Origin of the sequence: Shewanella sp. SM55 (assembly GCF_025654025.1) — a bacterium.
Classification (GTDB): Bacteria; Pseudomonadota; Gammaproteobacteria; order Enterobacterales; family Shewanellaceae; genus Shewanella; species Shewanella oncorhynchi.
Map to the genome: position 1 here is coordinate 39,983 of NZ_JAKKRS010000015.1, position 25,460 is coordinate 65,442.

Consider the following 25,460-nt stretch of genomic DNA (forward strand, 5'->3'; position numbering starts at 1 on the left):
ACTGTCAACATGGCACGTTATTTCCGTCGTCGCAAGTTCTGCCGTTTCACCGCTGAAGGTGTTGCAGAAATTGATTACAAAGATATCGTTACTTTAAAGAACTACATCACTGAAAGCGGCAAGATTGTTCCTAGCCGTATCACTGGTACTAGTGCTAAATATCAGCGCCAACTAGCTCGCGCTATCAAGCGTGCTCGTTATCTTTCTCTACTGCCATACACTGATTTACATCAGTAATTGCAGTATTCCTAATCGAATATAGAGGATTTGATAATGAACGTTATTCTGCTTGATAAAATCGCTAACCTAGGCAACTTGGGTGACCAAGTTACTGTTAAAGCTGGTTACGCTCGTAACTACCTTTTGCCACAAGGTAAAGCTGTTGTTGCTAACGAAAGCAACGTTAAAGTATTTGAAGCTCGTCGCGCTGAATTAGAAGCTAAATTAGCTGCTGAATTAGCTGCTGCTAACCTACGTGCTGAGAAAATCACTGCACTGGAAGCTGTTGTTATTGCTTCTAAAGCGGGTGATGAAGGCAAACTGTTTGGTTCAGTTGGCAACCGTGACATCGCTGATGCAGTGACTGCTGCTGGTGTTGAGCTGGCTAAATCAGAAGTTCGTTTACCATTAGGCGCTCTGCGTACTACTGGCGACTTCGAAGTTGAAGTTCAGTTACACACTGAAGTTAAAGCTGTTGTTAAAGTTTCTATCGTTGCAGAAGCTTAATTACTCCTTGCTTTAATCTTAGCTTGTATTAAGAGAAACACCGCTTTGGCGGTGTTTTTTTATGGCTGAAATTCAGTATTTAGCTGTGGTCAATATGGTTTGATATTGGTTTGCGATGGATGAATACCAATCACATTAAATATTTAATCAGTTCAGAGCCTCACAGGCATCTCAATCCAAGGCGCATTGACGCAGAAATGGTTATTCCCTTTTAAGTCAATGCAACACGGGAGTGGGATGCCTGTGTTGCTCCCGAGGGCGGCTGATGTTAACGGCATGGCAACGCGCTTTATACTGCGTTTAAGGCTTTCGACAGAGCACCACTATGCCTTCAAGCCTTCGCTTTGTCTAAAGCGCGTTGAACTCCCGCTGAATGAACAGATATTTAATACGATTGGTATAATGCGGTAAGTGATATGTCTACTCATTCAGTCTCAAAGCGTATCCGCGTTTAAAATACTAGCCCAAATAAAAGCCGCTCACTGTCATGACAGTGAACGGCTTTTGACTAGATGGGTTGAATCCGTGTTTGGCTCAGAGTATTAATTTCTCACTAAATCCAATTCTTGGATTAAGTTATCGGCATGGTCGACTTCATCCATCATCCACAGGATATAGCGAATATCCACGTGCACCGCGCGAGTGATGGTTGGGTTGAAGAACCAATCTTTAGTGATAGCTTCATAGGTTGAGTCGAAGTTAAGGCCCACTAACTCACCTTTTCCGTTGAAGACTGGTGAGCCGGAGTTACCACCTGTGGTGTCCACGCTGGATAAGAAATTAACCGGTACTGAGTTAAATTCTTCTGGTTTATCTAAGCAAGAGAACAGACGGCAAATCCAGCCACGGGGATCTTGATACACGGATTTGACCAAGTGCTCACCAAAACGTTGCTCGTGAATTGCATCGAGGAGTTTTTTCGGCGCATTATAGGGCTCAACGCCTGTGTGTTTTGCGACTATGCCATCAAGACGAGTAAACGGCTGTTTATAGAGCGCATCACGTGATTGATAACCATCAACCATGCCATAGCTGATCCGTAGCGTACCGTTGGCGTCAGGATAGACTGGCCAGTTGTTTGCTTTGTAGTATTCGATCACGGCCGCCATATAATCAGGGCGAGCACTAGACAGCTTGCCGTCTAAGATTTTTTCTGACTTTTCCTGTGCCATATTCGTGTCATAAAGTGCTACGGCTAAACGAATAAAGGGATCGGCACTGGTTTCGAAAGCGCTAGCATCGGCATTCATCCACGCGAGGCGCTTAGCTTGGTCTGTGAGCGTAGTGAGTGAGTACAAACCATCGAGTTTAGCTGCGAGATCGGCATCTTTAGTGTTCGCACTTAGCATTTCATCGAGTGCAGCTACGCGATTTGATTGGCTAAGGTAAGCATTTAAATCCTGTAGCCACAAAGTCTTATCAACAGTGACATCAAAACTTGAATCGATACGTTTAAGACGTGAGCTTAGCATAGCAATATCACGTTCTTGGTAGCCTTGCTCACGCTCGGCATCGGGCTTTTGTTTTTCTTTAGCAAGACGGTAGAGGCTGTTTGCTGCGGTTAACAATGTGCTAGATTGGGCATTGGTAAAGTAGTAATTACTTTGGAATGCTTGTTGTTGCTCGGCGAGTAACACTTCTAACTCAGCAATGAGATTTTGATTTAGCTTAGGGTTTTGTTTAAGCCAAGCTAAAAAATTATCTTCACGGCTTTGCTTAATGCCAATGATATCCGTTGCTTTAAAACCCGCTAGTAGGCCGTTGAGTTTCTTCATCCGGTTGGCCATTGAGGCCATATTACCTGCGTACTTAATGGCGATATCGGCATCTTTTTGTCCCATAGCCTCGATAGTATCAATCTGTAATTGATAACGCTTAGCTTGAGTTGGGTACAACCAATCACTGGCAAATTTAAGTTCACTGGTCAGGTTGTAACGGCTAGTCGTGCCTGGGTAACCCGCCACAAACACGCCATCACCGGCTTTTACGCCATCGGCATTGACCTTAAGGTAGCTCTTTGGTTGGTAAGGAATGTTATCGTCGCTATAAGCAGCAGGTTTGCCATCTTTTCCGACGTAAGCTCGTAGGAAGGCAAAATCACCCGAATGGCGTGGATATTCATAGTTATCAATATCGCCACCATAGCTCCCAACACTTTCAGGTGGTGCGTAGACTAAGCGCACATCGCGGATCATCAATTGCTTGATTAAGTAGTATTCTAAGCCGTTATGGAAACTGCGCACATTACAACGATAGTTAGCATCGGCTTCACAGCTTTTGATGAGCGCTTTACTGTGATTTTGGATATCTTCGTAACGACTTAGCGGGTCTTGGCTGAGGTCTTTATTGATTTGCGCGGTGACATTGGTCACTGCTTCTGTGATGTATAAACGTTCGTTGGGACCGGCAGAGGGTTCCTTGTCCATCGATGTTGCTAAAAAGCCTTGTTCTAGGTAGTTATGCTCTTGCTTAGTGTTATATTGTATCGCCTTGTAGGCACAATGGTGGTTTGTCACAACTAGCCCTTGGGGGGAGACAAAACTGGCGGTACAATAGCCCAGCCCAACCACAGCGTTCATTGGATAACTTGTCAGATCGGCCAGTTTTTCTGCCGGAATATCGATTCCGCGTTCACTGAGTTTGTCTGCAATTGAAGGCATTTGATAAGGTTGCCATTGTCCTTCGTCGGCAGTTGCTATGCCGGATGTCAGTACTAAGGCCGCAACCAATGCAATACGCATGTTCTTTCCTTATTGATTGTTAGAGTGTCCGTTGGAATGAAATAACAGGCGAGTGTAAACATCCTGTTTGCTTGACGCGGGTTTTATATCATATTTTGTTAAGTTGTTGGAAATCGGGAGCGTTAATGTCACAACAAGGTGCTTTTAAGCCTAAAAGTAAGCCAAGAGATTTGCAGCTTGATGGACTCAAGCTGCCACCGCATTCAATTGAGGCTGAACAATCGGTATTAGGCGGCTTGATGTTAGATGCCGAAGCGTGGGACAGGGTCGCTGAGGCTGTAGTAAAAGAGGATTTTTACTCTCGCTCACATAAGATGATCTTCTCTGCCATGCACAGATTGGTTGATTTAGGGCAACCGATCGATTTGATCACGGTTTCTGAACAGCTCGAAGTTGAAAATCAATTAGAAGATGCCGGTGGTTTTGCCTATTTAGGTGAGATTGCGAAAAATACCCCAAGTGCGGGTAATATTTTATCCTACGCCGAAATCGTCCGTGAACGCGCCGTAGTGCGTGACATGATCCGCGTCGCACATGAGATTGCAGATGCGGGCTATAACCCAGAAGGTCGTGACTCGGGTGAATTACTCGACCTGGCTGAGAGTAAAGTCTTTAAGATCGCCGAGATGCGAACTAATGCTAACGAAGGTCCCGAAGGCATTAAAACCATTCTGGAAAAAACAGTCGATAAGATTGAGCAGCTTTATAACAACCCCCATAACGGTGTGACTGGAGTATCGAGCGGTTTTAACGATCTCGATAAAATGACCGCAGGCTTCCAGTCCGGTGACTTGATTATCGTTGCGGCGCGTCCTTCTATGGGTAAAACCACCTTCGCGATGAACTTGTGCGAACAGGCCGCAATGAATGAAGATAAACCCGTACTTATTTTCAGTCTCGAGATGCCGTCCGAACAGATTATGATGCGTATGCTGGCCTCCTTGGGTCGTGTTGATCAAACCAAAATCCGTACTGGTCAGCTCGATGATGAAGATTGGGCGCGGGTTTCATCGACCATGGGGATCATGCTCGAACAAGGTAAAATGTATATCGATGACGGTTCGGGGTTAACGCCGACCGAAGTCCGTAGCCGCGCGCGTCGTATCGCCCGTGAGTACGGTGGTTTATCTATGATCATGATAGATTACTTGCAGTTAATGCAGGTGCCCGCCTTAAAAGATAACCGTACCTTAGAAATTTCTGAAATTTCACGCTCGCTGAAAGCATTAGCCAAAGAGTTGGAAATCCCGATTATTGCCCTGTCGCAGCTTAACCGCTCGCTTGAACAAAGGGCCGATAAACGTCCTGTTAACTCGGATTTACGTGAATCGGGTGCTATCGAGCAAGATGCGGATCTCATCATGTTTATTTATCGCGATGAAGTGTATAACAACGATTCTCAAGATAAAGGCACGGCAGAAATCATCATTGGTAAGCAACGTAACGGCCCCATTGGTCGGGTGCGGCTCACTTTCCAAGGGCAATTTTCGCGTTTCGATAATTATGCTGGGCCGCAGTTTGAAGAAGATTAATTGACGTTTAAAAACAGTCAGTTTGCGTTTGCAGAAGATGAGCTGTATTGATGTATTTTTTATATCCGTGACTTTTTATTTCCTGAGTAAACAAGGTAAATTTTGAACCCTTTTCCCCGTGCAGAAATTAGCAGTAGTGCACTGCAAACCAATCTCGCTGCGTTGCGTCAACAGGCACCAGCGAGTCGTGTGATGGCCGTCGTTAAAGCGAACGGTTATGGTCATGGATTATTGAATGTCGCTAATTGTTTAGTCAATGCCGATGGCTTTGGCCTAGCACGATTGGATGAGGCCTTAGAATTACGAGCGGGCGGCGTGACAGCGCGTTTATTGTTACTAGAAGGTTTTTTCCGTGCCACCGATCTCCCGTTACTCGTCGGGCATGATATTGACACTGTAGTGCACCACAGCTCTCAGCTTGAAATGTTAGAGCAAACTGTGTTGTCAAAACCTGTCACTGTCTGGCTTAAAGTGGATTCAGGCATGCATCGTTTAGGTTTTACGCCCGAACAATTTTCAACGGTTTACGCAAGGTTAATGGCCTGTCCCAATGTGGCAAAACCGATCCATTTGATGACACATTTTGCCTGTGCGGACGAGCCTGAAAACACCTATACCTCAGTACAGATGGCGGCTTTTAATACGTTAACGGCAGGCTTGCCCGGATTTAGAACCTTAGCAAACTCTGCTGGTGCTTTGTATTGGCCTCAGAGCCAAGGCGATTGGATCCGTCCTGGTATCGCACTCTATGGTGTATCTCCTGTTACTGGTGATTGCGGTGCGAATCACGGGCTAGTTCCTGCGATGGAATTGGTATCACAGTTGATTGCGGTACGGGATCATAAAGCCAATCAGCCAGTGGGCTATGGTTGTTTCTGGACCGCGAAGCAAGATACCCGTTTAGGTGTCGTGGCGATTGGCTATGGTGATGGTTATCCTCGCAATGCACCGGAAGGCACACCCGTGTGGGTCAATGGTCGTCGCGTACCCATAGTAGGCCGCGTCTCTATGGACATGTTGACTGTCGACTTAGGCCAAGATGCGCAAGATAAGGTTGGCGACAGTGCTTTGTTGTGGGGTAAAGCATTACCCGTTGAAGAAGTCGCTGAACATATCGGTACTATCGCTTATGAATTAGTCACTAAGCTCACCCCAAGGGTTGCGGTTTGCTTAGCTTAACCCTGACAAATGGAAGTATTTGGGGACACTTTTTAGCAAGAAAACGGTGATTAAACACCGTTTTCTTTTATGTAAAGTGTCAGGATGAATAATTGCCTCTACACGAATGGTTACTGCAAATAACACTATGAATTATAGTTATTTGTTAGCGAGAGAAGTGTCGAACCTGTAGGGCTGAGATAAGCGAAATAGTGGTTTGCAGTTCACCGTTGGCGACGCAATATGTTTTGGACCTGAGGATGAAGCTGTGCTGAACTGGTGTTAGGCGGCAAAATAGACGATAAAAATATCTCAATTCAGGTTACGGTAAACCAGCTGTTCTGATCTTTGTTATCTGGCTTTAAAAAAGCGAATGAAACATAAGATCCAGAGCGACAGGATAGTTAATGTATTTTGAGCTGACTGGCTTGATGTATTTAAGCTATTAGTTTTCAAAACATATTTCAATATAAGCAGTACCATGCGGGCTTGTAAATGGCATGATAATCTTAGTGCCATTAGCTTTATGGGAAATAGTATGGCCTTTTCCTGATACGACCATAGGAGTGGCCATTTCAAATTCATAGCCTTTTTGACCCAAAAGATTTTTTGCGCCACCAGTCACCATATTCGTAATTTCGCCTACTAAGTCAGTCACTTCCTCGTTAATTTTACCCGGGTTTTCGCCCAGCATATTCTGCATTATCTGCAAAACAAGCTTTTGTTCGAAGGTAATCGACAGTGATCCTTTTGTTTGGGGTCCAACAAGACCTATTAGGCCGGATACATCACCCTTAGCTAAGTTATCTACTTTGATTTGGGGTTTGCCCGGCGTCAAATCCATGCTCGCCATCGTAGATATGACATTGAGCAAAGATTGGAGGAAAGGATTAATAAAATTAACGTTCATGCCTAAGTTTGTCCTCTTTTGAGCCTAAACCATGGAGTAATGGCATTGCTTAAGGCTATTAGAAAAGTTGCTTATCGACAGCAATCTTGATCACACTCTATCAGCTTAGATGAGACCGCTATAAATGTGAGGCTAATTTAAAGATATTCTTATCATTTATCTGAGTTATAGGCAGCTAAAGCTCCATATAACCGTTTCCTTTATTGTTTAGATCGTTTTGTATGATGGTTCATAAGTTTGCTTGGAAGACGCTTATCGTCAAATGGCGTTGTTTTACGTCTCATACATACAAAAATGGGCTGCATTAGCCCCATTCATAGTGGCTCATGAGTGCCGATGCTGCAAAGTTTTTTAGCCTTTTTATGGAGTAACTCGACTTTTATTTGCACTTGAACTTGTGAGAAGGCGTTGCTACTCAACTCTCTATCCCATCGCGTCTTACGTAATCCCATTTTATATGGCTATTTTCGGCATTGTGGAGTGCTATCAAAAAGGCGTCTTGGCCTTGAGTGTCTTAGCTGACTTTGTAAAAGTACGATGTTCGCTGTAAACTGTCTCACTTTTTGCTTCACCCTAACGACGCATTTGTAGTGTGTTGTTCAGTACGTGTTTTCAGGTCAATTACTGGGAACACCATCTTGAGCGCTCAATCTTATAATTTGGGATACCTCACAGGATGCCCGGCAATTAGACAAATGCACAAATGTGTAAAAACAGCTTAAAATGTGAGCGTGATGATTCAGTCTAAAATGAGTAAAAACCCTGTTATATCAACTATTCCAATCGATAGAACCTTTTCCATTGCGCCCATGTTGGATAGAGCGGATTTTAATCTAGTTGATTGATAAATATTAATAAAATATTTGCGTGGATGCCTATTGGATACCTCGCTTTTTTTGGATTGGTTTTGGATACCTGAAAGCGTAATCTACTGTTTATCAACATTGAGGTGATCTATGGATAGAAAATCTTTAATAATACTCACGCTGATATTAACGATCGGTCCTACTTTTTCGGCTAATGCTGAAGTCTATAAATGTGCTGATGGAAAGTATCAAGCCGATCCCTGTGATGAAAACAGTCAGCCAGTTGATTTAAGTGGCGTTGGTAGCTTTATCAAAAGCAATGACAGCATTTCTCAATCAAGCGTGGGTTCAAACGCGACTTCTGATAAGAAAAAAGAAATCAGTACCTATATCGAGAAACAACGTATTACCCGAGAGATCACTCGGCTTGAGGGTGATCGTAAGCGGGTGATTGCGGCGCGTGACCAGCGCTTACGTAATCTGCGTGAAAGTCGGCGGTATGCGAATAACAACTTAGCCGGTGCAACCTGGCAACAAAGCTTAGCTCAGGAACAAGTCGCAGCAGCCCAAGAAGCCGACACGTTGGTGTCATCTATCGATAGGCAAATAGAGCAGCTTAAAGACGAGTTAAAATAAATGGTAGGTCTAATTCATAGTTTTATCTGATTGATAGTCACTGTACGACGTGACAACTTTGTCCTTGTCGTTTTTGATAAATAGTTGTAATGTCAGTTAGATAGCTAAGTGTGGATTTAGGTAATAGACTTGAATACTTATGCGCACAAATCAACGTTTTTATTTCATAAGTTAATGTATGTTCACTAAAAAAAATTTATCCGTAGAAAAAAATATTAATCTGTTGAACTTTAAAGAGCGAACAGAGTATGAACTGCAATATTTACGAAGTTATATTGTAGATATTAGTGAAGCAATCTCAGAGAAGGGTGTTACTTTAGAAGAGCAAATGATCGCAGACCTTGATAGTCGACCAAATGATGAAGCAGTTTTAGTTGATCTATTTGAGAAAGAGATTTCGAAGCTAAAAAGTTACTTTCACCATTCTTCAATCGTCCTAGTTTACACTCTCCTAGAGAGTTCTCTTTCTCATTTGAGTGACGAGATAAGAAACTTTACTAATAGTAAATTACTTCTACAAGACCTGAATGACAATAACTTGATTGGTAAATCAATTAAATACATTAATTTAATTTGTGACATTGACCTTAAGAAAGAAAAAAGGCTTTATGACCGCATATGTGAATTTCAACAATTGAGAAATCAAATTGTTCATCAAAACTCACGAGTCAGAGGTAATACTCCAGAAGCACTAGCTAAAAATGCTAAAGCACTTGAGGTTACCTTTTCAGGGATTGAAATTAACTATAAATCATGGGATTTCCACGTGACTGATAACACATTAATTAAGGAACTTGTTGATGTTGTAGAGGAGTTCTTATCTATAGCTATAAAAAAGGTAAATTCTCAAATTTTTATAGTAGAAATATGATGGTAAATTTACTCACATCAGCTTAGTTCCTTGAAGTATTAGGGCTAGTTATTTTGTAGCTGCCTTCAACACAATACATATAAAACTATTTTATTTGGTCCTGTGCAGGTAGCATTTTTCGGTTCTTAAACTGTAACTACATGAACGCATTTTTCTCAAAAAGTAGTAGAAACGGCTTTAAAATTCATGATGACAAACACTAGATGCTGTTATTTATATAGTATTATTTGACCTTTCACGGAAAAAACCAAAATAGTTTTATCGAGTTTACAGGGCTAGCGTCAGTTCCAGTATATGTCTTTACAATCAATTACTTGTTTTAATTTTGCTTGATATAGTAGATTTGGGATTCGTGTTGGCACATTTTTGTGATGGTATATTTGATAAAATACTGATAAATTTATTTTTTACAACTAATTAGTTGTGCGCGTTTTTACTGGTCTAATGAGGTAAGCGCGCATACGTATTAATAGAATATTAGGCTGAACACATTGTCACGGAGTATAAATGAAGGAATCAATCGAATTTTTAAAGTTATTATTTGAACAGGAAAATCATTGGTTAATAGTTTTATCCGTAATCATTGCTACGCCTTACCTGCTTAAACTACTTAAAGAAATATCTACAATATCCCACACAATAGAAATAAAAAATATTGAAGGGTTTTCCTCTAGTATAAACGAGGAAAATAGTGCAGCAGCAAAGTATAAGCTTGAAAAATATTTCGCTCAGCTTTATAAACGCTCATTTACATACAAAGAAATTAAATACTTACTTAGTTTTGAGTCTCCTTCAACAGCGATTAAAGACTATATTTGGGGCTTCTCATATTTAAAGTTTGAAGATAATAAAATAAACTATCGAAAAAACTATTGGTTAAAAACGATAAGATGGTCTAATGATATTTTATTTATGCTATCTTCTTTGTGTGGAGTAGTTTCTATTTTAATCCTTATAGCGGTATTAATGGCTGGTGCTAATGGTGAACTTTTATTTAATTTAATATGCGCAGTTTTCTATATGTTCTTTATCGCTTGGCTCACGTTAAAAGGGGGGAGAGATGTTAATGCTGCATGCCGAGTTGTCGAAAAGCAACCTAAAAAGCTGACTAAGACACAGAAGACACAACAGCGCTAAAAAGCGCCTTACACATCGCTGTTTGTGACCGTGTGACTCGCAAGAAGTTGCTCGCCGTTTAGGCGAGCATTAGCCCCCACAAATCTAAAAATTGAATCCGTACTGTGTCCGTACAAGTTGCGCTGTGGTTGTTTAAACTTTATACTCCAATCCATTACGGATTAACTCCGTACGATAGGAGGCTTTATGGCTACTGCAAGACTTGATATCCGATTGGATGAAGAGATCAAAGCTAAGGCTGAGAAAGCATCGGCTTTGCTCGGGTTAAAAAGCTTAACTGAATACGTTGTTCGCTTAATGGACGAAGATTCAACTCAGGTGATTGCTGAGCATGAAAGCATTACGGTTAAAGCTGATGTATTCGACCAATTCATAATGGCTTGTGATGAGGCTAAGGCCCCGAACAAGGCATTGCGTGAAGCGGCAGCATTTACTAAACGTGGTGACTTTAAGTGAGTTACTCCAAGACTTTTAAAGAATTGGATAAATCACAACACGATAGAGCATCATTTGACTGTGGCGAAGCAGAGTTAAACGATTTTATCCAAACTCAAGCAGCGAAACACATGCAAGCAGGTATTAGCCGCACTATGGTTTTACCTGCTTGTACGCCATTGCCCAATCAAAAATATCCAATTTGCTCATTTTATACTATCGCCCCAAGTTCAATTTGCCGTGATACCTTACCGCAAGCCATGGGAAAAAAGTTACCACGCTATCCCATTCCGGTCTTTCTGCTTGCTCAACTTGCCGTCCATAAAGAGTTTCATGGCAGTGGGCTAGGTAAAGCTAGTTTAATCAAAGCGCTAGAATATCTTTGGGAAATTAACGCTCACATGCGAGCTTATGCCATTGTTGTCGATTGTTTAACTGGCCAAGCTGAATCATTCTACGCCAAGTATGGTTTCGAGGTGCTTTGTGAAATCAACGGTCGTGTCAGAATGTTTATTCCAATGAAAACAGTCGGTCAGTTGTTAACTTAGATGCTTCATGCCGTCTCCTTGTCCTTCGGTATGAGGAACAGCACTTACATAATCTGCGTGAAAGTTGCCAGTAAGCTAACAACAACTTAGCCGGTGCACCTTGGCTACAGAGTTTATCTTAAGAGCTAGTTGCTGCAGTCCAAGAGGCCGACACGTTGCCGTCTTCTATCGATCGGCAGTTTGAGCAGTTGAAGAACGAAGTAATAAAATAAAGTTTTTTATAGTTTCACTTGATGCAGAATTGCACAAAACATATATCTGGGTAATAATTCATCGCTCGGATAAATTTCAGCTTGTTCCTGAGACGAAAACAACAACGACTAGGAGTTCTTTTGACTCAACCAGTACCAAAATCAAACGGTTATTTTGATGACCTGTCTTTTCGCATTCAAAATAATTTAAGATTTGATGATTTAGAGTTTAGAAGATTCTTACAAGAGGTTAATAAGCTTGAGCAACATCATGTGAAATTTGAGTTGGCAGGGTTAGCTTATTTTTTACAGGGTGATAAAGAGCAAGCGCTCGCAAATTATAAAAATGCATTGGCCAGTAGCATGGCTAGTGTTGAAACTAAGCGTAACTATTATTTTTTATTACGCAAACTTGGTTTATTGAATCAAGCTACTGATTTTGCTCGTGATTTAAATAAAGTCTGTAACATCCCAGAGTTTTTAAAAAGTCTATACTTGTTGTATGTTATAGCACTAGATCTAGATGGCGCTGAAGATGTATATGATCAGCTCCATAGAATGAATAAATTCGAACCTGTGGAAGTCATTATAGAGGCTTCAAAGGAAGTGGATTTAATGAAGAATTTCTGTAGCAATGTTATCAAAAAAGAGCAATTAGCGCTCATTGGTCAAGCTGCTTTACAAACTGCAGAGGAGCATGGTTGCATACTCCTCGGTAATCGTATTACGCATCTGGAAGAAAGCAGTCATCTTTCAGTTAGCTATGTTATTGACTGTGAGAGTTATACATCAGACCAAGTTTTTGATATCAACGTTTCTTTGATTGATACCCTTATTGACATGGAGTTGGACTGTATACCTGCTGTTGTTCAATTCGTAAGGCTGGATAAAAATCGAGTAGCTTTGGATGGTAGTGACGTCATTGTAAAAACAGAGGAGGTTGTGAATGGCAGTCAGTCGTGAGTGCTTTTTGCAGTCGGCAAAAGAGGCAATGGTAACTGGCACTGAGATTGGCTACCGTAATTGTGTAAGTCGCTCTTACTACTCTATGTATCATGCAGTATTAGCTATTTTGAAAAATGAAGTCCCATTTGATAATGGTGGTGGGGTTCACTTCAAGCTTATTAAATATCTGGAAAATGCAGGAAAGTCTGAACCACACTGCGCAAAAAAACTTAAAAAGTTGGCATACTTCTTAAAAATATCAAAAGACCAACGTTGTAAAGCTGATTATGAAATAGATCGTAATCATATTGCTAAATCCAGCGCAGAGGATGCTATTAGCCGAGCTAGTCGTGTAATGGCAATGTGTGATGAATTAGCCGCCGCCGCATAGATTTGGCTAGGCCAAACTAAGGCAACTATTGGTGCCTTAGTTTTATATCAAGTATTTGATTAGTTATCTTGAACCTTTTTTGAACATCCTTCGTTTTCATCTTCAACCCACTCACCAGAGTCGAGCAGTTGCTTGGCGCACTCACTGCAAATTTGATGTGTATTGCCACAGTGTTCGACAAAGGTTGGTCTATGCGCTTCACAGAAATAACCCTCGCAGCTGATCTCATCTTCGCCATGCATACCACCACACGCATAAGAAAGACCACGGTCGATTTGTTTGTGGCAACCCGGATGATCACAGGTTGCTTCGAAGGCATAACCAATGGGTCTGCCGTTACTATCCTCACCACAATTTGACCAGCTCATTGCTTACCATCCTCAATGTAACGATGAAAATCATCCTCGCCACACGTTGCAAACTCCTTTTCGCAATGCGCCCATGAACAGACAAATTCGTTTTCGCATAGATCTGATGCGTAAATCGTATTTTCACCGCCACAGTGTGGACATGAAACTATTAGCCCTGCAGGCTTTGCCATCTTCTTCATTGCTCATCCTCATCATTGACTGAAATAGGCAGCGTTTCACCGAAGTTTGCCATAGCAACATGCAATCCAACCTTGAAGCCTTGGAGGAATTTTTTATCAGAAATTGTTTGGTCGCCTAAAACCACGCTTTCAGTGCCTTTATATTGCTCAAGCTCATCACGCCGCATCTGAAACCATTCCTCAAGCTGTTCTATTAACCTTGCTGCATCGCCAGATACAAATGCTGATTCAACGGGGGCAATTTCTATCTCTAACTGTGTATCAGTCATCACTTCGCCTCCTTTCCCTTCGGGGCAAAAAACAGTGCGACGGGGCCATCTTCGGTGTCGTGAATACTCAGCAAGAATGAGCCGGCCTTTTCGCAAACGGGTTGCCAATCGCTGATATCGGTGTCGCCCTCGTCAAAGTAGCGCTCGATCAGGTTTTCAGGTGCATCGAGTTCAAACCAAATTGCCACAAACTCGCCACCGTTTTCGGCTGCCCATGCTTCACACTCTGCGCGGGTCACTCCTTCATCCCACTCGGGTAAATCTGGATGGGTCCAATAACCTTCTTCACGTTTAACTGTTGCTGCTTGTATAGGGTTCATGCTGCTTCTCCTTTTATCCTGAGTTTTGATTCTGCGTTGAGTGCGAATACTTCGGCGTCGGCTTGGCCGAAGTCGCTGCACTCGATGGCGTTAAAAGACTTACAAATGCCCCAGCCTTGATAGTTGTTTGGGGTGTACTTCACTTCGATTTGTTGCTGATCGCACATCAAGGTGGAGTAGGGCTTAGATAACGTGACCACGCCCGCTTTAGTGCTGAACGTATTCATGCCACCTCCTTGTTTTGGTTGTCGCTTGTTTGGCTTACAGGCGAATGGCAGGGCAGACGCATTGGGTGATATCGGTACGAATACACTATGGTGCGGCTAATGCCCTTGGCTAAGTTGGTTAAACCGTTGCCCAATGCTTGCCAGTACAGGCAATCTAACGCGCCGAGCGCCAGCGCGATTTTGATGCTGTCGCCCGTTGTGGCCTTGAGTAGCAGGCTTAACTTATAGCTGCGGTAATGGTTTAACAGATGGCGAAACGCCGCTGATTGAGTCATTTAGGCCACCTGCTTCGGTTGCAAAGGAGTTGTTAGCAAAGCGCTTGATTTCAAATGAGTTAATTGCAGCTTGGCCCAGTCGATGGCCTTAATGGCCTCGACCGTGGCGGCGATTTGCTCTAACTTCTTTTGCCCGCGCATAAAGTTAGACAGTTCAATACCGTGGCGAGCCGCCGCACGTTCGGCGGGTAGGGCGCTGGTGTAATGTAGTGTTAACGCGGCAATCACCTCGGGCGAACTAATGCGGGTAAGCGACAGCAATAACGCAACGCGCTCTTGTGATTCAAAGCCTGGGAGTAAGTGGTTCATGCTGCACCACCTGTGGTACTGATCACCCTGAACTCGATAACCCACACCCACGGGTTGGCATCCCAATTTTCATAGATTGAGTTCCATAGGGACTTAAAAGCATGTTGTGGGTTTTTATACCAACGCCAATGAGGCGAGTGAGGCTTATGGCTTGAATGCTTTTCAACTCCGCCCCATTGTTGGTAAACGGAGCTATATTGCAAACCTTCGGCTTTTGCATCTTGCTCGCTGATATCATTTAGCCTTTCTACCCGAACGGCAGTGACTTCAAGCAGAATACGAGCGCAAGAACGAGGCATATGGATAGATGGTTTCCATTTGCTTTCGCCACTATCACCCGTTGCTTTGAATAGAACCGTTCCGTTAGCCGGACATGAGCAAGGCGATTCACTGCAACCACATTCATCAGATGAATTGAACTGTCGCCAAGTCTCACGAACATAAAGCTGATCACCAACCAAGCCAAATGGACTACTTACTTCATCAGAACACCAAAACTTGAATATTCCTTTTGATGTTTCTAGCGGGAGTCTTTCGCTTTGAACTTGAGCAGGATTAACCGTTCTCCGCGTCTGTGTTTTACGCCCATCAAGAATGGCGCGCACCATTTCGGTGTTGAAAATAATAGGGCGCTGTTTCATGCTTCACCTCTGTTCCACTCGTGCTCAGGGCTTGCATCCCAGTGACAATAATCAATGAAGTTTTCAAAGGGATCGCCGTACTCTAAATAGCGCTGATAACGCTGTTGTGCCTTTGTCTGTTTGCGGATCTTGCCAATGCCACCGTATTCAACCTCCCAAGTTGGGTGGCAATGACGAATAACGCCTGGCTTATCGTCGTCAAAATTAACGCCAAGGTGATGGCCGCAATTTTTGATTATCACGCCAGCGCGGCCATTCACTTTAACTAAGCGGCCTATTTCGGCTGGAACAGCGTAATGCTGTTTGATGTAGTCAAATTGACTCATGCTGATTTCCTTATCTTTTAACCAAGAAACGGTGCAGACCTTTGGCGGCACGAATGGCGACAGTGCGGTCGGTGGTAAACTTGCCACCGGGCAACATCCAACCTTCCTTAAACGCGACAATATGGCCAACGCCGATTTTGATATCGCTGTGTAGCGGTTTGTCATCAATTAACATGCTGCTTTCCTTCTCTCGTCATCACACACCGCAGTTCTAAGCTGCGGCTTCGCCGTTAAACACCACCAGATTGATGATGGGTTTCTTGGTTTTGGGGTTCACCTTGTCCGAGAGCTTGTGATAGCGAATATGCACATCGCGGTGGGCTTCTTGGGTCATGGCTAACACGATATATTGCTGGCACAGCGCGGGCTCGATAACGAATGCGACAGGCGTTGTGGCTTCATGGTTTCAAACAAGTGCTGCGCCATATCATTCAACTTAGCTTGATACTCGTCGGGGCTTAGTTGACGGCGGTTAGGGTGCGCGCCCACAGAGGTGCTGCACTTTTTGGCCGCTTGATTTTTCGCTAAGGTCATGGACACGCCGTAAACAAAAAACATAGATACCTCCCCACTGAGCCGCTGATTACGCTAAGTTGATTTGATCTTGCTTGGCGGCGTCGCGTTGCTTGTCGAGGTATTCGGCAAGGTCGGTGACATTGACCATCCAAGGCGCTTTGTTGCTGTTACTGGTGCGAAAGGCGGCTAAGGGCAAGCGGCCGGCTTTGGCATAGTTGGCCGCGGTACGGGGTTCGAGGCCAAAATACTCTTTGCTGATTTCATCCAGTGGCACTATCACTTTGTTGAACTGGGCCATAAGCAAAAACGCGGTGTTGATGCCTTTCATGTTGGTTGCTCCGCTTGGGTGAGTTGCAGCGGATGCACGTTAGTGGCCGCCTGTTCGTTACGCCACACCATCACCTTGCCGTACAAACCTTGTTGGGGCTCGGTAAAGCGCAGGCAGAAGTTGAGCCCAAGTTCGCCTGTATGGCGAATGAACTGGCGGTAAAACGCAGGGCTGGGGTGGTGATAGGCAAAATGCTTTACCAGTTCGGCGCATCGGTATTGCACCCGTGGGCAATCCATCGGGTCGGTGTGGCCCTTGGCCAGCGCCATCAAGCAGGCAAAACGTATCGCAACCAGTAGACGAAACTCATCGCGTTGCTTAGGTGTGGTGTGAACTTTCGCTAGAATCATTTCCCTGTCCTCGGTAGTGGGTTAAGTTTTCTTAAATTTAATTTAGGATAACTTAAGTTTGAGGTCAAGGTTAAACTTAGGAAAACTTAAATTATTTTTGGGTGTTTTTGTTTTGATGGTTTTTTGAAGTTATTGAATGATGCAAAACCTAATCAGTCGAAGATTAGCAAACGGAACTAAATTACTTTATCACTGTACAAAGTTAGCATTCTCGGTGTTTATTTGAGCAAGTATATGCGAATGGTATGTGTGAACTTAAAAAGCATTTGTGGCTACGAGGTGTTGTTGAACTGAAAACTAGCCACAAAAAATAACTGTATAGATCCACTTATATCTGGTTATTTTTCGCGTCAGTGACTACAATCGTAAAATTATTGCTAAGTAGTCACTATTTATCTTGCTGCTGGCTGTGCTTAAAAGCTATAGGGTTTTACAATGAATTCAGAACAAATCGTTAACATTGCAAGGTTGTCTCTTGAAGGGAAAGAATCTGATGTGAGGTTATATGTTGCAAAATTAGTTAGAACCATGAGAAAAACTGAACCGGAAACAGCTATTGCATTAGAGAATCTTCTTAAAGTCGCACCATCAAGAAGTTCATCAGTGTTACGCAAGGCATCACCAATACATGGTGATATGAGTATTCCATCAACTGATGAAAATTTGACTCTATTAAAATCTTTCGAAGGTATATCCGTAGAAGAGCCATTGCTTGACCAAGCAATGAGTAGTTGTTTAGAGCAAGTAATATCAGAAAGACAGCATTCTAGTGCATTGTTAGAAAAAGGATTAAGACCTACAAGCTCTTTGATTTTTCAAGGGCCGCCAGGTGTAGGTAAAACTATAACTGCACGATGGTTATCTTCAAAACTGAATCTACCATTTTATGTACTCGACTTAACATCTGTTATGAGTAGTTTTTTGGGGAAAACAGGTAATAATTTGAGAGCTGTTATCGAATTTGCTAAAACACATCCTTGTGTATTGTTGTTGGACGAAATCGATGCTATCGCAAAAAAAAGAAGCGATGAAGCTGATGTCGGAGAACTTAAACGCTTAGTTACAATCATGCTTCAAGAGCTTGAAAATTGGCCTTCAGATGGCCTTTTAATTGCGGCAACAAATCATCCAGAATTAGTCGATCCCGCTCTCTGGAGGCGTTTTGATATGGAAATATCATTTGAAAACCCTAATGACGAGCATGTTAGGCTAGCTGTGAATAAGTTTTTAGGTCAAGACTTGAGTGATTTTGGTCAATGGGTAGAGCTTTTAGTTGATAGCCTTAAGGGGACGTCGTACAGTAACATCAAGAGGACAGTTTTGAAGCTGCGTAAACTTAAATTGATAAATCCTAAGTCATTTGAGGAAAACGCATTAAATTATTTGTTGCCTGATGTCACAAAAATAACTCGTACAGAGCGCATTAGTTTAGCTTTAAAATTAGTATCAGACTTTGGAATTCCAAAACAAAAAGCGGCGAAGTTAACCCAAGTTAGTAGGGATACGATTAGAAAAAAAATCAATGAAGTAACTATATAAGATAAAGGAATATCCAATGACTAAAAAGAAAAACTATCTAATAGGAAAGGCAGAAGCTTTAACTAAGACAACTCCGCCTCCCAAAATGAAGATGGATAAAGTTAGTTTATACACTTGGGAAGAGGTTGTTAGTCGTTTACAACATCAATTCATTAACGTTAGTAATGAATTAAAAATGTTGAATGATGATTTATGCCCCAAAGATTACTCTGTAACTAAGCTAACGTTACATCCTTCGTTTATCTCAAAAGGTCATTTTCCTAAAGCTTTGTTTCGTCAAATGGGGGTGCATTCGATAGGAAGTAAGGCCACAGAAGTAACTCCTGATAAGTGGACCAAAAAAGGTGCACCAAAGGCTTCACCATCAACTTCAATCTACATTGCAGGGAAAAGAGAGCAATTAGCTAGCTTTGCAGAACAGATCAGTAGCATGACATTAGCAACTCCGGGGGCAGATGACCTTATTAGAATTTGGAGTTTAGAAAATATAAAGCCAGAGACTAAAATTAAAAAGGGAATTGGTGAGGTAAAAAAATTTTTTGAAGCAGGTATTCAACTAATTCCTGATAGCCCATCTGAGTTTGTGAAGTCTTCATTTACGAAGTATGCGAAAAAATTAGGTTTCGAAGTAAATGAAGAACTCTCAATTGAGGTTTCAAATTTGTGGTTTGTACCTATTACAGGTAGTTCTGAACAACTCAGTAAATTGGCTGAACACTCATTCATTCGAGTTATTAGACCGATACCTCAACTTCGCTCTTTTCAACCATTAGTGCGTGGTTTACCTATAGCTTCCAATGCAATACTTCCAACGGATCCACCTTATGCTTCAGACGTGCGAGTCGCAATTTTGGACGGCGGATTACCTAAGTCGCATGCACTTATGCCGTGGGTAAATGACTACAAAATATCAGATTTAGCCGCAAGTGATCATTTAGGTGGAGCAGAACATGGATTAGGTGTTACCTCTGCTTTTTTATTTGGTCCATTATATCAAGGGCAGGCAGCATCAAGACCTTATTCATATGTAGACCATCATCGTATACTAGATAGCTTAATCTCAACTGAGGATCCATTAGAGCTATATAGGACGTTAGCACATATAGAAGAGATTTTACTTTCAAGACAGTATGAGTTTATTAATATTAGTTTGGGGCCTGACTTGCCGATTGATGACGATGAAATTCATCCTTGGACATCATTAATAGATACATATTTGGCAGATGGGGACACCTTTTTAACTATTGCGGCTGGCAATAATGGGGAGAATGACAGCATCACGATGCTAAATCGTGTTCAGGTTCCTTCTGATTGTGTTAATGCAATTGCAGTTGGTTCAGCAACAACAACTAACGCAAATTGGAATAGGGCATCTTATAGTGCGGTAGGTCCTGGTCGTTCGCCTGGAAGAGTAAAGCCAGATTTATTAGCATTTGGTGGTTCCCCTACAGATTACTTTCATGTAGTAAATGATTCTAATCCACCGAAGTTAATTCCTCAGTGTGGTACTAGTTTTTCTGCTCCATACCTACTACGTAAAGCTGTTGGCATAAGGGCTATGCTTGGTTATAGCATTTCTTCTCTAGCGATAAAGGCGTTACTTATCAATAATGCGCAAACAGATAAATATGCTCAATGTGATGTTGGTTGGGGGAAAGTGCCTGAAGATATCAATCAGTTGATAGAATCTCCTGACGGAGTTGCTAAGATTTTATATCAAGGTGAGCTTTCGCCAGGGAAATATTTACGAGTGCCATTACCGCTTCCTTCATCGGGAATTCAAGGAAAAGTCAACATAAAGGCTACATGCTGTTTCTCGACGTCGGTCGATCCACAAGATACTTCAATGTATACGAAAGCTGGAGTAGAAATTATATGGAAGCCAAAGTTTGGAGGGAAGGCTGAGGCATTTTTTCAACAAGTTAAAACTGCAAATGAGTCAGAGTTAAGGCGTGATGCAGCTAAATGGGAGTCTACCTTACATAAAAGTAAGGTTAAATTTGGTAATAAATTAGAGTCACCAGCATTTGAAATTCATTATATGGCAAGAGATGGCGGTGGAAATATCAGTGGCTCTAAAGCTCCAATAATAAAGTATGCTTTTGTAGTTACACTTGAAGCACCTAAACATAAAGAAATATTTACTGATATTCTAGAGGCTTATTCAGAGATCTTAACTGAAATTGAACCAAGAATAATCATTCCAGTACCAGTGCCAGTTACTGTATAAAAGTTGTAATAGATAAAAGTGGATAGCATTTAATGATATCTACTTTTATCTGATTTATTGGGGAGTTTTGAATGTTCTATTTAAATAAGTACAGAATACCAGAACACTTTGCCAATCACTTTAATGTTTTTAAGTTGTTCGTTATTGATGTGCTCGTCTGGCCACTCATCCGTGTTGTAGCTGCGTAGACGCAGGCCACCACCGGGGAGTTTGTAGAGCATTTTGACCCGCATCATGCCATCGTGGTTAATGGCGTACATTTTACCGTCGATGATCTCGGTGGCTGAGGTATCTACACCCACTGTTGAACCGTGGGGTAATACTGGCTCCATGCTGTTGCCATTCACTTTGACACAGGCCGCATGATCTGTGTTTACACCTTGACGCTTCAGGCTACTTTTGGCAAAGCGTAGCTTAGGGCCTTTATACTCAACACCTTCTGCAATACCTTCGCCTGCTGAGAGTTCGATATCCACGTAAAAGGGGATTTCGACTTCATCCTCACCCAGTGGACTATCGTTGTCCCATAGATCAAAACCGCCTGCCCATTCAGCATTCGATTCTGGTTTCTTCGTGTTTTTACTATCGCCAAACATCAACCAGTCGGGTGAGCACTGAAGTGCTTGAGCCAACTTGTAGAGGTTTTCACCTTTTGGAGATGTATCACCTGATTCCCATTGTGAAATGGTAACGCTTGAAACTCCGACTTTTTTACTAAGTTGGAGTTGAGTCAGGTTGATTATCTTTCTTCGCTCTTTAGAGCGTTCACCGAGTGTTTTCATATAAGTTATCTTAAATCAATTTGACTTAGGTTTTATTTATACCGATACTTAGGAAAACTTAAGTTTAGGGTGGTAAAAATGAAAACTCAGCTTGCCGTCGAATATTTTAAAGGGAAATCGAAACTAGCGAATGCACTAGGTATTAATCCAGCTTCCGTTTCTCAATGGGGTGAAGACGTTCCCGAACTCCGCGCTTATCAAATCGAGCGCCTAACCGATGGCGCACTCAAAGTTAACCCCGTCGTTGTTTTAGATAATCCTGAGCCGGCGAGTGTGGCTTAGGTTCACTTTAGGTTGAAGGAGGACAGTACACATGAAAACCCATTCACGTAAAAATGACAGCCGTTTGAATTTGTTGATGAAAACGATTCATCGGGTGTTGGAGCTACCCAAGATGACACGCTTTGCGCTGGCGATAGATTTTGTTGCGGCGGTTGAGCGCCTTGGGCTGAGTGAGGTGTTGGCGGCGGAGGGCATTAGCTTTGCGAGCACGCAAGACGTGCACAACGATGCGCGGATTAATGCCCAAAAGCTGTTCCGTTGGCTTGGCCAGTACGAGGGCCAACACCCGCAGGTTGATCGCTTGTTTCATGTTGAGCAAGCACTGGTGGCGGCACTGCCTGAGCATTTGCGGGTGCAGTATCTCAACGATGTATTTGGTTGCACTGGGGTGACGGTGATTGCTGACCGCATGAATGACGGCCATGTGTTGCATGTGGCCGATATGGCGGCGTCGCTCACCAAAGAGAACGCCGAGGCGCAAGTGGCGGTGATCCATTTGGGTCCGGCACCGAAGCGCGAGCAGTTAGTGGCGGCGCACCGTGAGTTAAAAGAGTCGGCGGCAACCACGCAAGCGAGCATGGCGGCGTTAGAGCTGGCGTATCCGTATTTAGCGAGTCATGGCGGTAAGGCGGGTTGTTGATGACGGTACACGAACACGCATCGATTACTTATCGAGAATAAGAAAGCCCGCAAAAGTTTGGCGACAGGCGCGGGCTTAATACCTAAGAGAGGCGATTACATGTTACGTATACATGATGATTTCGTCAATTTTGTGCTGGCTGTCGCGCAGTTAGGCGGTGGCTTATGAGCATGGAATTGATGGTAAAAGCGATGAAGGCCAAGGTGGGTAATCCACTGCGTAAGCTGGTGTTGATTAAGCTGGCCGACAACGCGAACGATAATGGTGAATGTTGGCCGAGCCATCAGCATATTGCTGACCAGTGCGAGATTGGTCATAGCACAGTGAGAAAGCATATTGCGGCCTTGGTTGATATGGGCTTTGTGACGATTAAAAATCGTAAGGGACCTAAGGGAAATTTAACCAATATTTACACGATTTCAATCTGCTACGAGGTAGCACCCCCTGTGCTAGCAGATAGCACCGAAGGGGTGCCACCAGATAGCATAGATATGCCACCAGATAGCACACCCCCTGTGCCACCAGATAGCACCGGAATCTATCACTCTTTTGAACCTATCAAGGAATCTTTAAAAGATAGTTGTCCAGCAACGAGTGCTAAGTCGGTTTTCAATGCGTTTTTCAAAGCGTATCCCGCCCATCGCAAAGGCGGCTCGGATTCGGCTGCGTGGAAAGCGTGGAAGGGTGAAAAGCTGACCGACGCCGATTGCGTGTTGGCGGTGACTTGGTTGAAGGACGCTGCGGCGCTGGATGCGAGTTGGGGCTTTAGCGCTAACGGCCAGTTTGTGCTCGGTATTACCAAGTTTATCCGTGAACGCCATTGGCTAACGCCGTTGCCAAGACCGATGGCAACAGCGGTTGGGCAAGTGGATTGGCGCCATGCGGTGTATGACCCTGAGGACCCCTTGATATGACTGCCAAGCAAAATGCGAGCATGAAATCACTGCAGACCTTAATCCGCCAGCCGCTGGTTGGGCAGGGCGAACGGGTGATGCAACCTGAGCCCACGGCAATGGATATGGCGATTGTGGACAGCGTGTTTAGCAAGTTACGGGTGTTGTTCCCTGTGAGTGCGCCGCGGCCGGAGGATGAAGCAACCCACAAAGGTGAGTGGCTTAAAACCTTGGCGGCGCAAGGGATTGCGAGCCGCGAACAAGTGCAAGCGGGGCTGAATCGCGCGAGACGCGAGCAGGGCGATAGGCAGTTTTGGCCGACACCACGCCAGTTTGCTTTGTGGTGCCAACCCACTGCCTGTGATTTGGGGCTGCCTAAGTTAGAGGCGGCATTCAAGGAGGCAACCCGCCATTACCATCACCCCGACAAGCATACGTGGAGCCATGATGTGGTGCGCTTAGCGGTGCGCGAGACGGGCAGTTGGATGTTTGCGACTGGGCTTGAAAAGGACGTGTTGATGACCTTTGAGCGCAATTACACAGTGTTATGCAGGCGCTTTAGCCGTGGCGAGTTGACCGATGTGGAATTGCCAAAGGCATTACCTGAAACGGTGACGCGGCCCACTGAGGCGGCAAAGGCGAAATCGATTATTGCTAATTTACGGGCAAACCTTGGGCTTAAGGGGGCAAACGATGGCTGCTAGCGGGGTTGAGATTGGTAAGTTGAACGATGCCGCGCTGCGCCGTTGGTTACGTGGCGGTTTGACGCGGGATTTTAGGGACCCGCAGTTTCCTGAGCTGCGTTTACGGGCTACGGCGGATAGGACGAAGGCGAGTGTGCATTTGGTGATTAATGAGGGCGATAAGACGGTTTGGAAGAAGCAAGGCGTGTGGCCGAGCATGTGCATTAAGACGTTTTTAGCGGATTTACCTGTGATGCTGGCTAAGCGCAGTGCGGGCGCGGATGTGTTGCGCGGTGAGTTTGCGACTGTGACTGATTTGCTGTTGTGGTATGGGGATTATTTGGATGGTAATACGACGTTAAGCCCGAGCTGGCGCGATAACTGTAGGTCGATTATGCGTAAGCAGTTGTTGCCTAAGTTGGGGGATGTGGCCTTGGCTGAGTTGTCGTTTTTGGTGGTGGATAGTGCGTTGGTGAAGCTGATGCTGAATGAGGGTTATGCGCCGCATTATATTCGTTTGAGTGTGAATGTGCTTAAGCGGGCGTTGAGTTTGGCGGCGGATTTTAGGTTGTTATTGCTTAATCCTCTGATGGGGTATCGAGTGACGATGAGTTTAACCTTATCACCTAAGCCTGATACGCGCTTGATGGAGTCGGACTTAGGGCCGTTGTTTATCGCTTTGCGGGATGCATTTATGCCGGTGGCGATGTTGTTTATGTTGATGCTGATGTTTGGCACGCGCATTGGTGAAACCCGTTTGGCACGATGGGAGCATTTTGCGGGTGAGTTTTGGTTTATTCCTGCGGCGAACGCGAAGAACCGCCAAGAGCACCGGCTACCGTTAACGCCTACGGCTAAGGCGTTGATCCAACATTATTTACAGTGGCAACTTAAAAATGTGGGTAAGCGGGCGTTTTTGTTTGCGGGTGATGTTGGTGCTATTAGCCAGCGCACTGCGCATTATTGGAGTGAGACGATTCGGTTTAAGGAGTTTACCTCGCATGATTTGCGTAAGCTGTGCCGGACGATTATCCAAGACATGGGCGTGGATACTATGGTGGGTGAGCGGTTGCTTAATCATGCCTTGCCTGTGCTTTTGCGTACCTATGTTCATTCGACGTTGGATAAGGGTATGTTGAGTGCGCTTGATGCGTATCACGCGCATTTAATTTCGCTCGGTTTTAGTGAGGTTGCGCCCGAGATAATCCCTAGATCGTCTGCGAATGTTGGGAGTGCTCAAACCCTTGGTGCGAGTGGGTGGCTGTGATGATCG

Annotated in this window: 32 protein-coding genes and 1 pseudogene; 18 read left to right on the top strand and 15 right to left on the bottom strand. The window is 43.8% G+C overall.

Annotated elements, in window-relative coordinates:
* Nucleotides 1-9: 9 nt before the first annotated feature.
* A complete protein-coding gene (rpsR, locus tag L5L91_RS17315) occupies nucleotides 10-237 on the top strand; it encodes a 30S ribosomal protein S18 (protein WP_006083042.1) in 228 nt (75 codons plus the stop codon).
* A gap of 36 nt (nucleotides 238-273) precedes the next feature.
* The gene (gene rplI / locus L5L91_RS17320) at nucleotides 274-726 is read left to right on the top strand and encodes a 50S ribosomal protein L9 (protein WP_113939970.1); all 453 of its coding nucleotides are present in this window, start codon (nucleotides 274-276) and stop codon (nucleotides 724-726) included.
* A gap of 542 nt (nucleotides 727-1,268) precedes the next feature.
* On the opposite strand, the gene L5L91_RS17325 is transcribed toward rplI, so the two are convergent.
* Complete coding sequence (locus tag L5L91_RS17325; protein WP_263164669.1) at nucleotides 1,269-3,467, bottom strand: S46 family peptidase; 2,199 nt, start codon at nucleotides 3,465-3,467, stop codon at nucleotides 1,269-1,271.
* A gap of 125 nt (nucleotides 3,468-3,592) precedes the next feature.
* Here L5L91_RS17325 and dnaB point away from each other — a divergent pair, with 125 nt between their 5' ends.
* Nucleotides 3,593-4,999 carry a replicative DNA helicase gene (gene dnaB, locus L5L91_RS17330; protein ID WP_105251415.1) on the top strand — a complete coding sequence of 469 codons (1,407 nt, stop codon included), beginning with the start codon at nucleotides 3,593-3,595 and terminating at the stop codon, nucleotides 4,997-4,999.
* Between the two features lie 102 nt (nucleotides 5,000-5,101).
* Nucleotides 5,102-6,178 (top strand): alanine racemase, encoded by a 1,077-nt coding sequence (gene alr, locus L5L91_RS17335; protein ID WP_263142828.1) that lies wholly within the window; start codon nucleotides 5,102-5,104, stop codon nucleotides 6,176-6,178.
* A 424-nt stretch (nucleotides 6,179-6,602) separates the two neighbouring features.
* Here alr and L5L91_RS17340 read toward each other — a convergent pair whose 3' ends face one another.
* Nucleotides 6,603-7,067, bottom strand: a complete 465-nt coding sequence (locus tag L5L91_RS17340) for a chemotaxis protein CheX (RefSeq protein ID WP_105251417.1) — start codon at nucleotides 7,065-7,067, stop codon at nucleotides 6,603-6,605.
* Nucleotides 7,068-8,023: 956 nt separating this feature from the next.
* On the opposite strand from L5L91_RS17340, the gene L5L91_RS17345 reads away from it, so the two are divergent.
* From L5L91_RS17345 to L5L91_RS17375, 7 genes are all read left to right on the top strand, one after another.
* A complete protein-coding gene (locus L5L91_RS17345) occupies nucleotides 8,024-8,509 on the top strand; it encodes a hypothetical protein (RefSeq protein WP_263237253.1) in 486 nt (161 codons plus the stop codon).
* 178 nt (nucleotides 8,510-8,687) lie between these two features.
* Nucleotides 8,688-9,380 (top strand): hypothetical protein, encoded by a 693-nt coding sequence (locus L5L91_RS17350; protein WP_263237254.1) that lies wholly within the window; start codon nucleotides 8,688-8,690, stop codon nucleotides 9,378-9,380.
* 507 nt (nucleotides 9,381-9,887) lie between these two features.
* Nucleotides 9,888-10,517: a hypothetical protein gene (locus L5L91_RS17355; RefSeq protein WP_263237255.1), complete on the top strand. Its 630-nt coding sequence runs from the start codon at nucleotides 9,888-9,890 to the stop codon at nucleotides 10,515-10,517.
* Between the two features lie 186 nt (nucleotides 10,518-10,703).
* Entirely contained in the window at nucleotides 10,704-10,973 is a 270-nt protein-coding gene (locus tag L5L91_RS17360) for a DUF1778 domain-containing protein (protein ID WP_011847802.1), read from the top strand.
* Nucleotides 10,970-11,500, top strand: coding sequence for a GNAT family N-acetyltransferase (locus L5L91_RS17365; protein WP_263237256.1), 531 nt, complete (start codon nucleotides 10,970-10,972; stop codon nucleotides 11,498-11,500). Before L5L91_RS17360 ends, L5L91_RS17365 begins: the two co-directional genes overlap by 4 nt.
* A gap of 332 nt (nucleotides 11,501-11,832) precedes the next feature.
* A complete protein-coding gene (locus tag L5L91_RS17370; protein WP_263237257.1) occupies nucleotides 11,833-12,654 on the top strand; it encodes a tetratricopeptide repeat protein in 822 nt (273 codons plus the stop codon).
* A complete protein-coding gene (locus L5L91_RS17375) occupies nucleotides 12,638-13,027 on the top strand; it encodes a HEPN domain-containing protein (RefSeq protein WP_263237258.1) in 390 nt (129 codons plus the stop codon). Before L5L91_RS17370 ends, L5L91_RS17375 begins: the two co-directional genes overlap by 17 nt.
* Nucleotides 13,028-13,086: 59 nt before the next feature.
* Here L5L91_RS17375 and L5L91_RS17380 read toward each other — a convergent pair whose 3' ends face one another.
* The 12 genes and pseudogenes from L5L91_RS17380 to L5L91_RS17440 all read right to left on the bottom strand — a co-directional run bounded on the left by L5L91_RS17380 (nucleotide 13,087) and on the right by L5L91_RS17440 (nucleotide 17,138).
* Nucleotides 13,087-13,395: a hypothetical protein gene (locus L5L91_RS17380; RefSeq protein ID WP_263237259.1), complete on the bottom strand. Its 309-nt coding sequence runs from the start codon at nucleotides 13,393-13,395 to the stop codon at nucleotides 13,087-13,089.
* Nucleotides 13,396-13,573: 178 nt separating this feature from the next.
* Complete coding sequence (locus L5L91_RS17385; RefSeq protein ID WP_263237260.1) at nucleotides 13,574-13,846, bottom strand: hypothetical protein; 273 nt, start codon at nucleotides 13,844-13,846, stop codon at nucleotides 13,574-13,576.
* A complete protein-coding gene (locus L5L91_RS17390; RefSeq protein WP_263237261.1) occupies nucleotides 13,846-14,166 on the bottom strand; it encodes a hypothetical protein in 321 nt (106 codons plus the stop codon). The genes L5L91_RS17385 and L5L91_RS17390 overlap by 1 nt, the downstream gene beginning before the upstream one ends.
* The gene (locus tag L5L91_RS17395) at nucleotides 14,163-14,393 is read right to left on the bottom strand and encodes a hypothetical protein (protein ID WP_173244319.1); all 231 of its coding nucleotides are present in this window, start codon (nucleotides 14,391-14,393) and stop codon (nucleotides 14,163-14,165) included. The genes L5L91_RS17390 and L5L91_RS17395 overlap by 4 nt, the downstream gene beginning before the upstream one ends.
* Nucleotides 14,390-14,668 (bottom strand): hypothetical protein, encoded by a 279-nt coding sequence (locus L5L91_RS17400; protein WP_263237262.1) that lies wholly within the window; start codon nucleotides 14,666-14,668, stop codon nucleotides 14,390-14,392. The genes L5L91_RS17395 and L5L91_RS17400 overlap by 4 nt, the downstream gene beginning before the upstream one ends.
* The gene (locus L5L91_RS17405; RefSeq protein ID WP_263237263.1) at nucleotides 14,669-14,977 is read right to left on the bottom strand and encodes a hypothetical protein; all 309 of its coding nucleotides are present in this window, start codon (nucleotides 14,975-14,977) and stop codon (nucleotides 14,669-14,671) included.
* A complete protein-coding gene (locus tag L5L91_RS17410; protein ID WP_014357906.1) occupies nucleotides 14,974-15,618 on the bottom strand; it encodes a hypothetical protein in 645 nt (214 codons plus the stop codon). The genes L5L91_RS17405 and L5L91_RS17410 overlap by 4 nt, the downstream gene beginning before the upstream one ends.
* Entirely contained in the window at nucleotides 15,615-15,944 is a 330-nt protein-coding gene (locus tag L5L91_RS17415) for a hypothetical protein (RefSeq protein ID WP_263237264.1), read from the bottom strand. The genes L5L91_RS17410 and L5L91_RS17415 overlap by 4 nt, the downstream gene beginning before the upstream one ends.
* Nucleotides 15,945-15,954: 10 nt before the next feature.
* Entirely contained in the window at nucleotides 15,955-16,119 is a 165-nt protein-coding gene (locus L5L91_RS17420; protein ID WP_263205741.1) for a DUF1317 domain-containing protein, read from the bottom strand.
* A gap of 36 nt (nucleotides 16,120-16,155) precedes the next feature.
* Nucleotides 16,156-16,502, bottom strand: a pseudogene (locus L5L91_RS22695) (hypothetical protein).
* 25 nt (nucleotides 16,503-16,527) lie between these two features.
* Nucleotides 16,528-16,788, bottom strand: coding sequence for a pyocin activator PrtN family protein (locus tag L5L91_RS17435; RefSeq protein WP_106649452.1), 261 nt, complete (start codon nucleotides 16,786-16,788; stop codon nucleotides 16,528-16,530).
* Nucleotides 16,785-17,138 (bottom strand): hypothetical protein, encoded by a 354-nt coding sequence (locus tag L5L91_RS17440; protein ID WP_263237269.1) that lies wholly within the window; start codon nucleotides 17,136-17,138, stop codon nucleotides 16,785-16,787. The genes L5L91_RS17435 and L5L91_RS17440 overlap by 4 nt, the downstream gene beginning before the upstream one ends.
* A 435-nt stretch (nucleotides 17,139-17,573) precedes the next feature.
* Here L5L91_RS17440 and L5L91_RS17445 point away from each other — a divergent pair, with 435 nt between their 5' ends.
* Both L5L91_RS17445 and L5L91_RS17450 read left to right on the top strand, forming a co-directional pair.
* Nucleotides 17,574-18,677 carry an AAA family ATPase gene (locus L5L91_RS17445; RefSeq protein ID WP_220778032.1) on the top strand — a complete coding sequence of 368 codons (1,104 nt, stop codon included), beginning with the start codon at nucleotides 17,574-17,576 and terminating at the stop codon, nucleotides 18,675-18,677.
* Between the two features lie 16 nt (nucleotides 18,678-18,693).
* On the top strand, nucleotides 18,694-20,907 hold the full coding sequence (locus tag L5L91_RS17450) for a S8 family peptidase (RefSeq protein ID WP_263237271.1): 2,214 nt from the start codon (nucleotides 18,694-18,696) through the stop codon (nucleotides 20,905-20,907).
* An 80-nt stretch (nucleotides 20,908-20,987) separates the two neighbouring features.
* Here L5L91_RS17450 and L5L91_RS17455 read toward each other — a convergent pair whose 3' ends face one another.
* Complete coding sequence (locus L5L91_RS17455) at nucleotides 20,988-21,689, bottom strand: helix-turn-helix transcriptional regulator (RefSeq protein WP_263237272.1); 702 nt, start codon at nucleotides 21,687-21,689, stop codon at nucleotides 20,988-20,990.
* 78 nt (nucleotides 21,690-21,767) lie between these two features.
* On the opposite strand from L5L91_RS17455, the gene L5L91_RS17460 reads away from it, so the two are divergent.
* From L5L91_RS17460 to L5L91_RS17480, 5 genes are all read left to right on the top strand, one after another.
* Nucleotides 21,768-21,971 carry a Cro/CI family transcriptional regulator gene (locus L5L91_RS17460; protein ID WP_263237273.1) on the top strand — a complete coding sequence of 68 codons (204 nt, stop codon included), beginning with the start codon at nucleotides 21,768-21,770 and terminating at the stop codon, nucleotides 21,969-21,971.
* A gap of 31 nt (nucleotides 21,972-22,002) precedes the next feature.
* A complete protein-coding gene (locus tag L5L91_RS17465; RefSeq protein ID WP_263237275.1) occupies nucleotides 22,003-22,611 on the top strand; it encodes a hypothetical protein in 609 nt (202 codons plus the stop codon).
* Nucleotides 22,612-22,775: 164 nt separating this feature from the next.
* On the top strand, nucleotides 22,776-23,525 hold the full coding sequence (locus tag L5L91_RS17470; RefSeq protein ID WP_263237276.1) for a helix-turn-helix domain-containing protein: 750 nt from the start codon (nucleotides 22,776-22,778) through the stop codon (nucleotides 23,523-23,525).
* A complete protein-coding gene (locus L5L91_RS17475; protein WP_263237277.1) occupies nucleotides 23,522-24,208 on the top strand; it encodes a replication protein P in 687 nt (228 codons plus the stop codon). The genes L5L91_RS17470 and L5L91_RS17475 overlap by 4 nt, the downstream gene beginning before the upstream one ends.
* A complete protein-coding gene (locus L5L91_RS17480) occupies nucleotides 24,198-25,454 on the top strand; it encodes a tyrosine-type recombinase/integrase (protein WP_168826628.1) in 1,257 nt (418 codons plus the stop codon). The genes L5L91_RS17475 and L5L91_RS17480 overlap by 11 nt, the downstream gene beginning before the upstream one ends.
* The last annotated feature ends 6 nt before the right edge of the window (nucleotides 25,455-25,460 follow it).

Coding starts and splice junctions, on each gene's coding strand:
- L5L91_RS17395 (WP_173244319.1), bottom strand. CDS start 14,393: ATGAATACGTTCAGCACTAAAGCGGGCGTGGTCACGTTATCTAAGCCC.
- L5L91_RS17390 (WP_263237261.1), bottom strand. CDS start 14,166: ATGAACCCTATACAAGCAGCAACAGTTAAACGTGAAGAAGGTTATTGG.
- L5L91_RS17415 (WP_263237264.1), bottom strand. CDS start 15,944: ATGAGTCAATTTGACTACATCAAACAGCATTACGCTGTTCCAGCCGAA.
- L5L91_RS17455 (WP_263237272.1), bottom strand. CDS start 21,689: ATGAAAACACTCGGTGAACGCTCTAAAGAGCGAAGAAAGATAATCAAC.
- L5L91_RS17435 (WP_106649452.1), bottom strand. CDS start 16,788: ATGAAAGGCATCAACACCGCGTTTTTGCTTATGGCCCAGTTCAACAAA.
- L5L91_RS17405 (WP_263237263.1), bottom strand. CDS start 14,977: ATGAACCACTTACTCCCAGGCTTTGAATCACAAGAGCGCGTTGCGTTA.
- L5L91_RS17350 (WP_263237254.1), top strand. CDS start 8,688: ATGTTCACTAAAAAAAATTTATCCGTAGAAAAAAATATTAATCTGTTG.
- L5L91_RS17420 (WP_263205741.1), bottom strand. CDS start 16,119: ATGTTAATTGATGACAAACCGCTACACAGCGATATCAAAATCGGCGTT.
- L5L91_RS17380 (WP_263237259.1), bottom strand. CDS start 13,395: ATGAGCTGGTCAAATTGTGGTGAGGATAGTAACGGCAGACCCATTGGT.
- L5L91_RS17460 (WP_263237273.1), top strand. CDS start 21,768: ATGAAAACTCAGCTTGCCGTCGAATATTTTAAAGGGAAATCGAAACTA.
- L5L91_RS17410 (WP_014357906.1), bottom strand. CDS start 15,618: ATGAAACAGCGCCCTATTATTTTCAACACCGAAATGGTGCGCGCCATT.
- L5L91_RS17480 (WP_168826628.1), top strand. CDS start 24,198: ATGGCTGCTAGCGGGGTTGAGATTGGTAAGTTGAACGATGCCGCGCTG.
- rpsR (WP_006083042.1), top strand. CDS start 10: ATGGCACGTTATTTCCGTCGTCGCAAGTTCTGCCGTTTCACCGCTGAA.
- L5L91_RS17450 (WP_263237271.1), top strand. CDS start 18,694: ATGACTAAAAAGAAAAACTATCTAATAGGAAAGGCAGAAGCTTTAACT.
- dnaB (WP_105251415.1), top strand. CDS start 3,593: ATGTCACAACAAGGTGCTTTTAAGCCTAAAAGTAAGCCAAGAGATTTG.
- L5L91_RS17440 (WP_263237269.1), bottom strand. CDS start 17,138: ATGATTCTAGCGAAAGTTCACACCACACCTAAGCAACGCGATGAGTTT.
- L5L91_RS17360 (WP_011847802.1), top strand. CDS start 10,704: ATGGCTACTGCAAGACTTGATATCCGATTGGATGAAGAGATCAAAGCT.
- L5L91_RS17475 (WP_263237277.1), top strand. CDS start 23,522: ATGACTGCCAAGCAAAATGCGAGCATGAAATCACTGCAGACCTTAATC.
- L5L91_RS17355 (WP_263237255.1), top strand. CDS start 9,888: ATGAAGGAATCAATCGAATTTTTAAAGTTATTATTTGAACAGGAAAAT.
- L5L91_RS17465 (WP_263237275.1), top strand. CDS start 22,003: ATGAAAACCCATTCACGTAAAAATGACAGCCGTTTGAATTTGTTGATG.
- L5L91_RS17375 (WP_263237258.1), top strand. CDS start 12,638: ATGGCAGTCAGTCGTGAGTGCTTTTTGCAGTCGGCAAAAGAGGCAATG.
- L5L91_RS17340 (WP_105251417.1), bottom strand. CDS start 7,067: ATGAACGTTAATTTTATTAATCCTTTCCTCCAATCTTTGCTCAATGTC.
- L5L91_RS17445 (WP_220778032.1), top strand. CDS start 17,574: ATGAATTCAGAACAAATCGTTAACATTGCAAGGTTGTCTCTTGAAGGG.
- L5L91_RS17345 (WP_263237253.1), top strand. CDS start 8,024: ATGGATAGAAAATCTTTAATAATACTCACGCTGATATTAACGATCGGT.
- L5L91_RS17400 (WP_263237262.1), bottom strand. CDS start 14,668: ATGACTCAATCAGCGGCGTTTCGCCATCTGTTAAACCATTACCGCAGC.
- L5L91_RS17325 (WP_263164669.1), bottom strand. CDS start 3,467: ATGCGTATTGCATTGGTTGCGGCCTTAGTACTGACATCCGGCATAGCA.
- rplI (WP_113939970.1), top strand. CDS start 274: ATGAACGTTATTCTGCTTGATAAAATCGCTAACCTAGGCAACTTGGGT.
- L5L91_RS17470 (WP_263237276.1), top strand. CDS start 22,776: ATGAGCATGGAATTGATGGTAAAAGCGATGAAGGCCAAGGTGGGTAAT.
- L5L91_RS17385 (WP_263237260.1), bottom strand. CDS start 13,846: ATGACTGATACACAGTTAGAGATAGAAATTGCCCCCGTTGAATCAGCA.